Annotated in this window: 13 protein-coding genes; 4 read left to right on the top strand and 9 right to left on the bottom strand. The window is 68.9% G+C overall.

The features are described from left to right. Positions 1-271: 271 nt before the first annotated feature. The 7 genes from OHB04_RS39200 to OHB04_RS39170 form a co-directional block, all read right to left on the bottom strand. Positions 272-1,045, bottom strand: a complete 774-nt coding sequence (locus tag OHB04_RS39200; RefSeq protein WP_326692375.1) for an SDR family oxidoreductase — start codon at positions 1,043-1,045, stop codon at positions 272-274. A gap of 23 nt (positions 1,046-1,068) precedes the next feature. After that, entirely contained in the window at positions 1,069-1,830 is a 762-nt protein-coding gene (gene fabG, locus OHB04_RS39195) for a 3-oxoacyl-ACP reductase FabG (RefSeq protein ID WP_326692374.1), read from the bottom strand. A gap of 138 nt (positions 1,831-1,968) precedes the next feature. Further along, positions 1,969-2,382: a DUF3037 domain-containing protein gene (locus OHB04_RS39190; RefSeq protein ID WP_326692373.1), complete on the bottom strand. Its 414-nt coding sequence runs from the start codon at positions 2,380-2,382 to the stop codon at positions 1,969-1,971. Next, positions 2,379-3,197 (bottom strand): HipA family kinase, encoded by an 819-nt coding sequence (locus OHB04_RS39185; protein WP_326692372.1) that lies wholly within the window; start codon positions 3,195-3,197, stop codon positions 2,379-2,381. Before OHB04_RS39185 ends, OHB04_RS39190 begins: the two co-directional genes overlap by 4 nt. Next, the gene (locus OHB04_RS39180; RefSeq protein ID WP_326809300.1) at positions 3,095-4,564 is read right to left on the bottom strand and encodes a tyrosine-type recombinase/integrase; all 1,470 of its coding nucleotides are present in this window, start codon (positions 4,562-4,564) and stop codon (positions 3,095-3,097) included. Before OHB04_RS39180 ends, OHB04_RS39185 begins: the two co-directional genes overlap by 103 nt. A 135-nt stretch (positions 4,565-4,699) precedes the next feature. After that, the gene (locus OHB04_RS39175) at positions 4,700-4,969 is read right to left on the bottom strand and encodes a helix-turn-helix domain-containing protein (protein WP_326692370.1); all 270 of its coding nucleotides are present in this window, start codon (positions 4,967-4,969) and stop codon (positions 4,700-4,702) included. A 940-nt stretch (positions 4,970-5,909) separates the two neighbouring features. Next, positions 5,910-6,599, bottom strand: coding sequence for a TetR/AcrR family transcriptional regulator (locus tag OHB04_RS39170; RefSeq protein WP_326692369.1), 690 nt, complete (start codon positions 6,597-6,599; stop codon positions 5,910-5,912). Positions 6,600-6,738: 139 nt separating this feature from the next. Between OHB04_RS39170 and OHB04_RS39165 the strand changes: the two genes are divergently transcribed. Beyond that, positions 6,739-7,419, top strand: coding sequence for an antibiotic biosynthesis monooxygenase (locus tag OHB04_RS39165; protein WP_326692368.1), 681 nt, complete (start codon positions 6,739-6,741; stop codon positions 7,417-7,419). Further along, the gene (locus OHB04_RS39160; RefSeq protein ID WP_326692367.1) at positions 7,409-8,692 is read left to right on the top strand and encodes an MFS transporter; all 1,284 of its coding nucleotides are present in this window, start codon (positions 7,409-7,411) and stop codon (positions 8,690-8,692) included. Before OHB04_RS39165 ends, OHB04_RS39160 begins: the two co-directional genes overlap by 11 nt. Before the next feature lie 38 nt (positions 8,693-8,730). On the opposite strand, the gene OHB04_RS39155 is transcribed toward OHB04_RS39160, so the two are convergent. After that, positions 8,731-10,161: an MFS transporter gene (locus OHB04_RS39155; protein ID WP_326692366.1), complete on the bottom strand. Its 1,431-nt coding sequence runs from the start codon at positions 10,159-10,161 to the stop codon at positions 8,731-8,733. An 84-nt stretch (positions 10,162-10,245) separates the two neighbouring features. On the opposite strand from OHB04_RS39155, the gene OHB04_RS39150 reads away from it, so the two are divergent. After that, a complete protein-coding gene (locus tag OHB04_RS39150; protein ID WP_326692365.1) occupies positions 10,246-10,890 on the top strand; it encodes a TetR/AcrR family transcriptional regulator in 645 nt (214 codons plus the stop codon). A gap of 28 nt (positions 10,891-10,918) precedes the next feature. On the opposite strand, the gene OHB04_RS39145 is transcribed toward OHB04_RS39150, so the two are convergent. Further along, entirely contained in the window at positions 10,919-11,323 is a 405-nt protein-coding gene (locus OHB04_RS39145; RefSeq protein WP_326692364.1) for a MerR family transcriptional regulator, read from the bottom strand. A 406-nt stretch (positions 11,324-11,729) separates the two neighbouring features. Between OHB04_RS39145 and OHB04_RS39140 the strand changes: the two genes are divergently transcribed. Beyond that, the gene (locus tag OHB04_RS39140) at positions 11,730-13,235 is read left to right on the top strand and encodes a SulP family inorganic anion transporter (protein WP_326692363.1); all 1,506 of its coding nucleotides are present in this window, start codon (positions 11,730-11,732) and stop codon (positions 13,233-13,235) included. The last annotated feature ends 40 nt before the right edge of the window (positions 13,236-13,275 follow it).

Raw genomic sequence — 13,275 nt, 5'->3', positions numbered from 1 at the left:
GCTCAAGTCTGGTGCGGTGTTCAAGCGGGGGATAGGACCAGACATTACCGCAGCACACACCAAGGGGTCATGCACAGTTCAAGGCCCGGCGACGCCTGCCACCGCGGAAGGAACGGGAGCGCGGGCATGAAGGAAGCGGGAGCGCGGGCATGGGGGTGGGGTGCCGAATTCGGCACCCCACCCCCACCTCCACTCGCACGGGACTGCCGGCGGCCGGAGCAGGCACGGCCCGAGGCCCGCGTACGCGTCCGCCGGCCGACGCCCGCTTTCGCTATTCGACGCCCACGTTGAGGAACAGCCCGCCGTCGACGACGAGCGTCTGGCCGGTGATCCAGCGCGCCTCGTCGGAGGCGAGGAACCGCGCGGCGCCACCGATGTCCTCGGGGGCACCGAGCCGGCCCATCGGATAGCGGGCCGCGGCCTCCTCCTCGCGTCCCTCGTACAGCGCGGTGGCGAACTTGGTCTTCACCACCGCGGGCGCGAGCGCGTTGACCCGCACCTTGGGGGCGAACTCGTGCGCGAGCTGGAGGGTGAGGTTGACCATCGCCGCCTTGCTCATGCCGTAGGCACCGATGAACGGTGAGGCCGAGACTCCCGCGATGGAGGCGACGTTGACGATTGAGCCGCCGTTGTCCTTCTGCCAGGCCGCCCAGGTGCGCTGGGCAAAGCCGAGGGCCGAGATCACATTGGTCTCGAACACCTTGCGCGCGACGGCGAGGTCGAGCTCGGCCATCGGCCCGAACACCGGGTTGGTACCGGCGTTGTTGACCAGGTGATCGACGCGCCCGTACGCCTCCATCACGCGCTCGACGACGGCGGCCTGGTGTTCCAGGTCGTGCGCCTTGCCCGCGACGCCCATGGCCCGGTCGGGGCCGAGTCGCTCGACGGCGTCCTTGAGCGTGTCCTCGTTGCGGCCCGTGATGCACACCCGGTCACCGCGTGCCACCAGCGCCTCGGCGATGCTGTAGCCGATGCCGCGGCTGGCGCCGGTGATGAGCGCGACCTGGCCGGTGTCCGGCCTGTCGTGCGCCGTCTGCTCAGTCATCTTCGTTCGCTCCCCGTCGGCCGTCAGTTGAGGGGTCCGCCGGCGACGTACAGCACCTGACCCGAGACGAATCCGGCCTGCTCGCCGGCGAAGAAGGCCACGGCGTTGGCGATGTCCTCGGGCTCGCCCACGCGCTGGACGGGGATCTGGGTGGCGGCTGCGGTCTTGAAGTCGTCGAAGCCCATGCCGACGCGTTCGGCGGTCGCCGCCGTCATGTCGGTGGCGATGAAGCCCGGCGCCACGGCGTTCGCGGTGATGCCGAACTTGCCCAGCTCCTTGGCGAGCGTCTTGGTGAAGCCCTGCATTCCGGCCTTGGCCGCCGCGTAGTTGACCTGACCGCGGTTGCCGAGCGCCGAGGAGGAGGAGAGGTTGACGACCCGGCCGAAACCGGCGTCGACCATGTGCTTCTGGCAGGCGCGCGACATCAGGAAGGCGCCGCGCAGGTGCACGTTCATGACGGTGTCCCAGTCGGAGTCGCTCATCTTGAACAGCAGGTTGTCGCGCAGGACACCGGCGTTGTTCACCAGGATGAGGGGAGCCCCGAGCTCCGCGGCGATCCGGGCGACAGCGGCCTCGACCTGCGCCGAGTCGGATACGTCGCAGCCGACGGCGAGCGCCTTGCCGCCCTGCTCCGTGATCGTGTCGACGGTCTGCGCGCAGGCGGCCTCGTCGAGGTCCAGGACGGCGACGGCGTGGCCCTCCGCCGCCAGGCGTACGGCCGTGGCCGCGCCGATCCCTCGGGCTGCCCCCGTGACGATCGCGACTCGCTGCTCGGTGCTGGACATGCTGGTCTCTCCTCGGCCTGAAGATGGGTGAGCAACCGCTTAGTACCTACGGCAGTCGTGACGCTATGAGGCGGGCAACGCCCTGTCAACGGTGGCCGGGGCCGGTTGCTGTGCGCCGGGGCCGGCCCCGGCCCTGGATCAGCGCACCAGCAGGTCGAGCAGGCGTTCGCTCTCCGCCTCCGGGTCTGCGGTGAGGCCCGTGTGCACGGGCCCCGGCTGAACGATTGTGCTGCGCGGCGCGACCAGCCACCTGAAACGGCTGCCGGGCCCTTCCCCCGCGGCCTGCCCGGCCTGCGCTCCCCCGGTGCACAGGCCCTCGACGGCCTGGAGCGCCGCCCGCACGCCCCGCACGTCGGCACACGGGTCCAGGGCGAAGAGCCGGTCCTCGTCGAGGTGGGTGCGCGCGGCGAGGAAGGTGCGCGCGCGGCAGTAGACGAGGACTCCCGCGTTGATCAGCTCCCCGCGCTCGATGTGGGGAACGACACGCAACAGCGCGTACTCGAACACGTCGAGGTCGCTGCGCGCCCCCGGCGCCACTCGGCTTCGCGTCACTTGGCATCGCCGCCCTTCCCGGTGAGCCAGCCCGGTGCCTGCGAGGGCCGGTCCTTGGCCGGCTCGCCGAGCGTGATCCGCTCATGGATCGTACGGGCGCGGGGTGCCAGCGCCCGGGTGTACGCGGCGCGTACCTCGTCCGGGCCGGCGAAGCCCGGCTCGTCCGTCAGCCATTCGTCGGGGATGTCCGCCGCGCACCGGGCGAGCAGTTCCTCGGTGACCTCGGCCGCAAGGTCGGCGGCGGCGCTCGCGATGTCCGGCGCGAACGGCGCCAGGGCGTGCTCGGAGGCGTCGTAGGGCCGGTCGGCGGCCTTCTGCGCGGTGGCCCAGTTGTGCTGGAAGATCAGCGTCGCACCGTGGTCGATCAGCCACAGGTCTCCGTGCCACACCACCATGTTGGGGTTGCGCCAGGAGCGGTCGACGTTGTTGACGAGCGCGTCGAACCACACCACGCGCCCCGCCTCCTGGGGGCTCACCTCGTAGGCGAGCGGGTCGAAGCCGAGTGAACCGGGCAGGAAGTCCATGCCCAGGTTGAGGCCGCCACTGGCCTTGAGCAACTCCTGCACCTCCTCGTCCGGCTCGGACAGCCCGATGACGGGATCGAGCCACATGCCCACCAGTTCGGGCGCCCGCAGGCCGAGCCGCCGGGCGAGCTGCCCGCACAGAACCTCGGCGATCAGCGACTTGCGGCCCTGGCCGGCCCCGGTGAACTTCATGACGTAAGTACCCAGGTCGTCCGCTTCGACGAGCCCGGGGAGTGAGCCACCCTCCCGCAAGGGTGTGACATAGCGGGTGGCTGTGACTTCTGGAAGCATTCCGCCAGGCTATACGGCGGCATGGCCTTAAGATCCACGGCAGGCTTTTGCGGCCCGATCTCGACGATCAACCCTGATCGGCGCTGGGGAGTTTCTGGGGAGTTTCGGCCGTCGGCCGCGTCTCCCTCCGCCGCCCCCGTCTCCGCGCCGTCGAGCAGCGCGTCGATGGCACTGCGACCCCTGTCACCGGCCTCCGGCATGAAGTGCGCGTAATGGTCGAGCGTGATGGTCGGCGACGAGTGCCCCAGCCACCGGGCGAGCGTGACCACTGATTCTCCGGCTTCCAACATCGTCGAGGCATAGGTGTGCCGCAGCACGTGGAAGCCGTCCTGGGGCGCGGCCGCCCACTGCCAGGGCTTCGTACCCGGTGTCTTGGCCGGAATGATCCCGGCCTTGGCCAGAGCAGGCTTCCACGTATACGTGTTCCATGTGTTCACGGCGATGGCGTTGCCGTAGCGGGTCGTGAGCAGGAGAGCGAACCTCTTACGCGGTCGATCGGCTCCCGTGTCTCCCCAAGGAAGCTCGACCTCGACCGGCGGAAAGCGCTCGATGTGCTGTTTCAGCTCCACGGCGACTGAAGCGGGCAAGTCAGCCGTACGCGCCTTCCCGCCCTTCGGCAGGGCGTAGTACAGCTTCCCTTTCAGCGCCTGCACCTGCTGCCGGACGTACACGACACCACGCCCCCAGTCGATGTCGTCCACGCTGAGGCCGAACACCTCACCTTGCCGCAAACCGCACCCCAGGCCGAGTACCACCGCTATGCGGTGCCGCTCGCTGATCACGTCCCGGACGTGAAGCGCCGTCTCCAGCGGCCACGCCTCACGATGCCCCTTGGACGCCTTCGGCCAGCGAACCGACTTCGAGCGCACCGGATTGCTGGAGATGCGCCGGTCATCCACGGCCGTCTCCAGAATCCCGGACAGCTCCCCGAGGATGCTCCGCCGATAGTCGACGGACGTAACCGTGTTCTCCAGCTGGACGAGATACCCGCGGAGTTCGGCCGCTGTCACCTGCCGAAGCGGCAAGTGCCCCAAATAGGGAAGGATGTGAAGCCGAACCCTCCGCTCCGTGCCATCCCGGGTCTTCGGAGCCCCAGTCCTTCCCGGCACCCAGTACTGCTTGATGTAGTCGGCGAGCGTGATCGAGCCGTCGCGAGGGTCAACGAACTCGCCTCGCTTCTCATCAGTGGAGGACTGGTGCAGCCAAGCCTTGGCATCCTCCAATATCTCGAAAGACCGATCCCGAACACCGGGAATGCCAGCGACTCGATAGCGCTGCCCCTTGCCGTAGCGCGAGGTCCGCTCTCGCTTCCCCGTTATCGGGTCCTTGCGCTTCTTGAGCCACCTGTCCTCAATGTATCCCTGCACTCGCGCTGTTCCTCTTCCTGCTGCAGTTCGTGGGTCTTCCCTGCAAGCCACACCAACCCACGCTCGTCTGCGGAAGTTCCCCCTCTAGAAAACAACTGCAGACGGCTGGACGACGCTGGCGTGCCATGCCCGCCTCTACCGTCGAGCAACGTCTCCCGCCCGAGGTCCGGGCCCGCGACGTAGCGGGTCCAGCAGTGGGTTCGACCGTGAGTCGGCATCTTCCTGACGCGCTATCCACTCGTCCAGCGCCGTGACCCGGTACATGACGCGACCTCCCATGCGGAAGCTCGGCGGCCCTACTCGCCTGTGTCGCCATACGTACAAGGTGTTCTCCGAGATACCGAGGTAAGAAGCTGCCCTCTTCACATTGAGGAAAGCGACGACAGGCACAGTGGCGTCAAACATTTCAGCCCTCCTGACTGCAAGTTGGTTACGCAGACAAGAGAGCACGAAAGAGGGAATTAGGCTCTGCCGCGATCATGTGATAGGTGGGCTCGCATCACATACTGCCACTCAACGGAGTCCGCGCCGACCCTCCATGAACGCGCAGGACCGTCACGGGTTCGCTGACGGCCGACATGAAGTTCAAGTACAAGGAGACCGCGCGGGGCGGGCTCGCGGTGAACGTTGTCGAGTGCTGAGCGCACTGCCTCTGACCAGGTGATGTGCGTCTTTCAGCTCTGTCACGGGCTTGCCCTTCTGTACGGCGGAAAGTCCCTCAGAAGTCCCTGTGACAGAGCTGAAAGCCCCTGAAAAGTCCCTGGGATGCCCCTGGCGGACGGTCGGTGACCTGGACGCTAGCGGGGCAAGCGGCGCTTGGTGAGTCCCCTCTGCTCCACCGTCGGGACGTGGTCGGCACATTTCAAGCTGCCCGGAGACTGGCGACCAAGCACCCGCTAAACGGAAAGCCCCTGACCTACGCATTACGAGCACGTTAGGGCTCATACTGCCGTGTGCTGCGGGGTGACCCCGGATGCTGTTTCCCAAGATCAGAGCACGTATCACGGTCCCGCTGTTCGTGCACCGTGTTGCCCCGTCCAAAGGCGTCCGCGCTCCCCTTGCGCTCCCCTATGAGCGGAGGGTCGTCGTTGAGGGCCGGACTGTAACCCGCTGGTCGCCCGGAGAGCTACCTTGTAAGGGCTGCACAAAACCTACCCGGTGGCCGGCCTCGCCCGACGTCAGTGGCTCGGGTAGGGCTACTGGAGCAACAGCGACAGCACACCGACAGCCAGCATCATCGCGGCAACGAATGCCCCTCCTCCGGCGGTCAACGCGACCAGGAGGGGACCCCCTCGTTGCGTAGAAGAAAAGCGTCGACCGTGGGGCGGATGCCCCAGTGGAGTGTTCACTTCGGCTTCTCGCTGGCGGGCAGGTCGAGTGTGAGGCTTGCGGGGATGGCGTCGAAGGCTTCTTCGACGCGGCGGGCCAGGGCTGGGGGGCCGCCGTGGCCGATGGGCCCTGTGGGGCCGTCAGGGGCACGCCCGGCGACCCAGTTGCGGGCGCCGCATCGCCAGGCGCTCAGGGCGAATTCGCCGAGCAGGCGCAGCCGTACGTCTTCGCGGCTGTCGGCGTCGAGGCGGGTTTCGAGGGTTTCCACCAGGCGCTGTTGCACCTTCATGGAGGACACGAGGCTGTGGTTGTGCAGGACGGGGGTGCCGGCGGCGAGGCGGCGCGTGCGCAGGAAGCGCTGGTCCCAGCCGTCGGGCATGGACAGGACGGCTGCGGTGAGCGAGGTACGCAGCGCGTCGAGCGCCGGGCCCGGGGTGGCGTGTTGGTCGAAGCGGGTGGTGTAGGCGTCCCAGAGTTCGCCCTCGGCGGCCATGGCGACATCTTCTTTGGTGCCGTAGTAGCGGAAGAAGGTACTGCGGCCGATCTCGACGTGGGCGGTGAGTTCGTCAAGGGTGACGCGGTCGAAGCCGCGTTCACTGAACAGCGTCAGTGCGGTGTCGGCAAGTGCGCGGCGGGTGCGCTGTTTCTTGCGTTCGCGCAGCGGCAGGGCGCTGTCGTCGTCGGGGTCTTGGGTGTCGGTGGCCACGGGGCCAGTGTATCGAAACGGAATCCGAGCCAATATGGCACTAGAGCTATTTCGGCACTCATGGCAGTCTTGGACTCAGTCTCATTTTCTTGACTGGGTGGGCCGGGCTTGCCCCTGCCCTGATATGTGGGGAGCCGCCGTGATCCGCCGTACCGAAACTCCGCCGGAGGTCATGCGGGTCGACGCCCGCACGATTGTGATCAGCGTCCGGCATGTCGGCGATGTCGTCGCTCAGCAGTCCTTGGCAGCGGCGGCGGTAGCCGACCGCGAGCAAGGGCCGTGGCCGGATGGGCTGTTGAGCTGGTCGCTGTTCGCGTGCACCGACGGGCAGGCGCTGATGGCGTACGAGCAGTGGACCGGTGACGAGGTCCTCGATGCGGCCTTGGCCGCAACGGCGCCGTATGTGCCCGGGATTCCGGGCACGGAGCCGTCCGTCCCGGTCCGCTACCGGCTGCACCGCTCCCATGTGAGCGAGTCGGTAATGGTCGGAGTGGGGTGTGTGGTCACGCCGGTGTTCGATGTGGACGGACCGGAGCGTCAGCGGCACTTCATCGACGAGGTGTTCGCGATGACCAGGGACGTGCCGCCGATGCCGGGGTCGATCGCCGCGCACTTCCACACCAGCACCGATGGCACCCGCGTGTTCAACTACGCGGAATGGACCGAGGAGCAGGCCCACCTCGACATGCTCACCGCCGACGATCCGCAGGGAGTGCGGCGCCGCGTCACCGGCGAGATCCCGGGTGTGCGGCCGTGCGGCTACCGTCGCTGGCACCTGCACGCTGGCCTTACCCCAGCTGGGCGCGGCGATGGCTGCTGACACCCCGGCGCCAGCGAGTGCTCCGGACGTGGGGCGGGGTGCGCTGACCGTACTGCTGCTGGCTTCCACGCTGGGAGTGATGGGTGGTGCCACCATCGCCCCGATTATCGAGGTGATCCGTCAGGCCCTGGATGTGGGCGGTACGGAGGCAGGTCTTGTGCTGACGTCCCACAGCCTGGCGATCGCCCTGGTCAGTCCGCTGGTAGGCCGGGCCACTGACCGCTTCGGCGTCCGATTCCCGCTCGCTGCCGGGCTGGTGGTCTACGGGCTGGGTGGAAGCGCGGGCCTGTTCATCGAGTCCTACCCGGTGCTGTTCGCCTCCCGCCTCATCCTCGGCGTGGGCACTGCGGCGGTGTTCACCTGCAGCACCGCCGCGCTCCTGGGCCTGTACCGGGGCGAGATGCGCGACAAGGTGATGGGCTGGCGTACTGCCGCCACCACCACTGGTGGCTTCGCCTATCCCCTGGCGGCTGGTGCGCTGGGCAATCACTCCTGGCACGCGCCGTTCGCCATCTATCTCGTCGGGCTGCCGCTCGGTATCGCCACTCTCTTCTCGCTGCCCAAGTCCGCGTCGATCAGCGGCACCAGCACGAAGGGCGCGCAGGCGGAGGGCAGCGGGGGCGGAGCGGCGCGGTTGCTGCGCGAGCACCCGCTGGTCGTGGGGCTGTGCGGACTGTGGGTGGCCAGCACCGGGCTGATGATGGTGCTGGCGATCTCCCTGCCGCGCCGCCTGGACCAGCTCGGGATCCACGACACGCTGGTGGTCGCGCTGTACGCCATCGTGCTGTCGTCCGGAGCCGCGAGCCTGATCGGCTTGACCTACGCCAAGCTCACCGCCCGCTTCGGATATCCGGTGTTGATGCGCCTGGCGGTCGGTGCGTGGACGGCGGGGCTCCTGTTGTTCTCCGTCGCCGGGCACTGGGGGCCTTTGCTTCTGGTGCCGGTGCTCACCGGGGTCGGCAGCGGGATCATGATGCCCACGCTGACCGTGCTGGTGGACCGGGCCGCCCCCGCCAAGCAGCGCGGCACTGCGACCTCGTTGCAGGCCACAGCGCTTTTCGGCGGGCAGTTCGGCTCTCCCTTGGTGTTCGGGCCGCTGATCGACGCCACCTCGATCGCCACCGGTGCTCTGGTCGCCGCGACCTGCACCGTGGGCATCCTGGCCGCGCTGTTCCGTTTGCATGAACCCGCCCCGCTGAGCGACGACACGGCGACGGCCGAAGGCGACTCCGGCGGGGCCCCGGTCGGTGGACAGCCGGGGCCCCGTGGCTGAGCAATGCGGTACCCCGAGCGGGCGGTGCCGATCCGGGCTCACTGCTTGGGCACACCGGCGGCCTGGTCCCGGCGGTGGGGGGCGGGCAGTGCGAAGGCTAGGGCAGCCACAGCCGTGCACACGGCCGCGATGGCCAGGAACACCGCGCGGTAGGAGTCGGCCGTGGCGGCGAGGGTGACCAGGGCAGCCAGACCGACGGCGCCGCCGATCTGGCGGGTTGCGTTCATCAGCCCCGAGGCCGCGCCCGCGTCCTGCTCCGCGATGCCGGAGGTGACGGTGGTGGTGATCGGGGTGATCAGCAGGCCCATCCCGGCCGACATCACGATCGCGGGCCCCAACAGGCCCTCCCAGTAGGTGCTGTCGGCGCCGATCCGGCTCTGCCACACGAACCCGGCTGCGGCGAGCAGCGCGGCCAGCACGATCAGGGCCCGGGGGCCGGTGCGGCGCATGACGGCCGGGGCAAGGCGAGCGCCGACGACGCCGACCAGGGTGTGCGGGAGGAAGGCGATGCCGGTGGCCAAGGCCCCGTAGTGCAGGACGTCTTGCATGTAGAGGGAGAGGAAGTACCACATGGGGATGAAGCAGGCTCCGGCCAGCAGCATCACCGCGTTGCCCGCCCAGATCGGCCGCATCCGCACCAGGCGCGGTGGCACCAGCGGCGCCGCCGCATACCGGGCCTCGGTCACTGCGAACGCGGCCAGCGCGAGGACGCCGACAGCCAGGCCCGTCAGGGCAGTTGGGCCGCTCCAGCCGTGGTCCTGGGCGTGTGTGACGCCGTGAACGAGGGCGGTGACGCCGAGGGTGGCGAGCACCGCCCCGGGCAGGTCGAGCTTCCCGGCCGACGCACGGGAGCGGTCGGCGGGCAGCAGGCGCAGGGCTGCGAGGACGGCGACGACGCCGAGGGGGACGTTGATCAACAGGATCCACCGCCAGGACAGCGACTGGGTGAGTACCCCGCCGATCAGGTTGCCCGCGGCCCCGCCCGCCGAGCTGACGGCCGTCCAGATCGCCAACGCCCACGTACGGGCCGTCCCTTCGGTGAAGGTGGTGGTCAGGATCGTCAGCGTGGCCGGCGCCAGCACCGCGGCGCCCAGACCCTGCACGGCCCGCATCCCAATCAACACGCCGGGCGTGGTGGCCAGGCCGCCTATCAGGCTTGAGGCGGCGAAGAGCACCAGTCCCCACAGGAAGACCCGTCGCCGTCCGTAGAGGTCGGCCAGGCGGCCTCCGAGCAGCAGGAATCCGGCGAAGACCAGCGCATAGCCGCCCACGACCCACTGCAAGCCGGCGGCGCCGAAGCCCAGCGCGGACTGGATCGACGGCAGCGCGACGTTCACCACCGAGACGTCGAGCACCACCATGAACTGGGCCACGCACGCCAGCCACAGCACCGCCGCCTGCCCTCTGCCTTGGTTCGCCGCTCGCGCGTCCGCGTGGCCGCTGCCGTCGTGCGTTCCACGGAATCCCATGGTCCTCCCCGCTGTCGCCCGCAGATTTTTCATCGTACAGCGGTACCATGAAAACGGATTGACCACAGGAGGGAAGGGGCCGGGGTGCCGAAACGGGTGGACCACGCCCAGCGCCGGGCGCACATCATCGACGCTCTGGTGCGCGTGGCTGCGGCCGAGGGCCTGCACACGGTCACGCTGCGCACGGTGGCCGGGGAGGCGGGGATGTCGCTGAACCTGGTGCAGTACTACTTCGAGACCAAGGGTCAACTGCTGCACGCCGCCCTGAAGCGCCTGGAGCAGCAGAGCCACACGCGGTGGACAGCCCGCCTGGACGGCCTGCCGCAGCCGGTGAGCGCACGCGCCTTCATCGACGCGTTCCTGGCCGAGGCATTGCCCACCGACGCGGACAGCCGCGCCTTCCACCTGGTGTGGACCTCCTACGCGGTCCTCGCGATGACCGATCCCGAACTGGCCGCACAGCCCTTCATCGCCGGCCCCGACCGCCTGGAGCAGCAGTTGGCCGACGCGCTGAAGTCGGCCCAGCAGGAGGGCGCGTTGGACCGGCGCCGGGATACGGCGACCGAGGCCGCTCTTCTGCTCTCACTCAGCCACGGCCTGGGCACCAGCGTCCTGGTCGGCCAGCGCTCCGCCAACGCGGCCGTGGAGATCCTGCGCGCCCACCTGGATCGGCTGTTCGCGCACCCGGCGCCGGACCGCCCGGAACCCGCAGCCGGTCAGGACGGATGACCGGCAGACCAGCACCGCATGGAGGCGGTCAGGGGGTGGGGACGCGAGTGAGGCGTTCACGGAGAGTGGCGCCGAACTCCTCAGCTCGCGCCAGTTGGGTACGCAGCTTCTCCACCTGCTCGGCCGCGTCCTGCTCGTAGTCGCGGATGCGCTCCAGCAGGGCACCACGCTCGTCCGCCATCAGTTCCTCACCGGAGTCGAGACGGTCGGTCGCCTCCAGCAGGTCGCGCATCTGATCCAGCGTGAAACCGAGCGGCTTCATCCGGCGGATCACCATCAGACGGGCGACATCCGCCTCGGTGTAGAGACGGAAGCCGCCCTGAGAACGTGCCGAGGGGATGACCAGGCCGGTCTCCTCGTAGTGCCGGATCGTGCGCAGCGACAGCTCGGTCCGTGCGGCGACCTCGCCGATCTGCATGTGCTCGCTGGTCACGCGGGCGGCCCTTCCTTCTTGTGTCACCAAGGCCACAGTCGGCCGACGTCGATCTCTACCGTAACGTTAGGGTAGAGTTTCCGATCAACGGGGTCGGCTCCGCGCCGTCCCACTCCCATGGTGCGGGATCACGCCCGCGCCCGTCAGCCGTGTCGGGGCCGACGACGCCCCCGGCGAAGACCGAAATGCAGGAGAGAGCGTGCGCATACCCATGATGCCCAGCGCCGCCCCCTGCCCGCCGTGACCCTTCGCCCCTGAACAGGCCCGGAGCCCTCCGCCCGCGCCTGCTGCCCCCGCACTTCAGCCCCGCTGTACGCGGGCTCCGCGAAGCGCCGTCCCGGCTCTCCGCGTCTTCCCGCACGCTCCGCCACGGGCGGGTGTGCCCGAGCACGACAGGTATCCGCTCTTGTCCACCTCCGTCCTGTCCCCGGCCGCACGGCTGCGCGGCCTCAAGCCCGACTGGCTGAACAGCCCGAAGGTCTGGCGCACAGAGATCCTGGCCGGCCTCGTCGTCGCGCTCGCGCTGATCCCCGAGGCGATCTCGTTCTCGATCATCGCCGGGGTCGATCCGGCCATCGGCCTGTTCGCGTCCTTCACCATGGCCGTGGTGATCTCGGTCGTGGGCGGACGCCGCGCGATGATCTCCGCCGCGACCGGCGCCGTCGCCTTGGTCATCGCCCCGCTCAACCGCGAACACGGCCTCGGCTACCTCGTCGCCGCCGTCATCCTGGCCGGAATCTTCCAGGTCGTCCTGGGCGCTCTCGGGGTGGCCAAGCTGATGCGCTTCGTGCCGCGCAGCGTGATGGTCGGCTTCGTCAACTCGCTGGCCGTCCTGATCTTCATGGCCCAGGTCCCCGAGATGCACGACGTTCCCTGGGCTGTCTACCCGTTGATCATCGGTGGGCTCGCGCTCATGGTGTTCTTCCCGAAGGTCACCAGGGTGATCCCGGCACCGCTCGTCTCCATCGCCATCCTCACCGTGATCACGGTCGCCGCCGGGATTGCGGTACCGACCGTCGGCGACAAGGGCGAGCTGCCCTCCTCTCTTCCCGTCCCCGGCCTGCCGGACGTGCCGTTCACGGTGGACACGCTGACCACCATCGCTCCCTACGCGCTCGCGATGGCGCTGGTCGGGCTGATGGAGTCGCTGATGACGGCCAAGCTCGTCGACGAGATCACCGACACCCGCTCCTCCAAAACGCGGGAGTCGGTCGGCCAGGGCATCGCCAACATCGTCACCGGCTTCTTCGGCGGCATGGGTGGCTGCGCCATGATCGGCCAAACCATGATCAACGTACGGGTGTCCGGTGCCCGCACCCGCCTGTCCACCTTCCTGGCGGGCTCCTTCCTGATGGTGCTGTGCGTCCTGTTCGGGCCGATGGTCTCCGACATCCCCATGGCCGCCCTCGTCGCCGTCATGGTGATGGTGGCCTTCGCGACCTTCGACTGGCACTCCATCGCGCCCAAGACGCTCAAGCGCATGCCGGCCGGTGAGATCACGGTCATGCTCGTCACCGTCGCCTGCGTCGTGGCTACCCACAACCTCGCCATCGGCGTCGTCGTCGGCACCCTCACCGCCATGGTCATCTTCGCCCGCCGCGTCGCGCACCTCGCCGAGGTCACCGCAGTCACCGACCCCGAGGGCGGAAGCGTCGTCTACTCCGTCACCGGCGAACTGTTCTTCGCCTCCTCCAACGACCTCGTGGGCCGGTTCGACTACGCGGGCGATCCCGACAAGGTCGTCATCGACCTGACCGCAGCTCACATCTGGGACGCCTCCTCCGTGGCCGCGTTGGACGCCATCGAGGACAAGTACACGCAGCGCGGCAAGACCGTAGAGATCATCGGCCTCAACCGGCCAAGCGCCCAGATCCACGAACAGCTCACCGGCGAACTCACCGGCAGCCACTGAGCGGCCCCTCCGGGCCGGGTGGCACTGGCGGGTCCGGCTT

The sequence above is a fragment of the Streptomyces sp. NBC_01775 genome (assembly GCF_035917675.1).
Lineage (GTDB): Bacteria > Actinomycetota > Actinomycetes > Streptomycetales > Streptomycetaceae > Streptomyces.
Note: the sequence above shows the minus strand (reverse complement) of the source record. Positions and strands in the feature narration are given on the sequence as shown.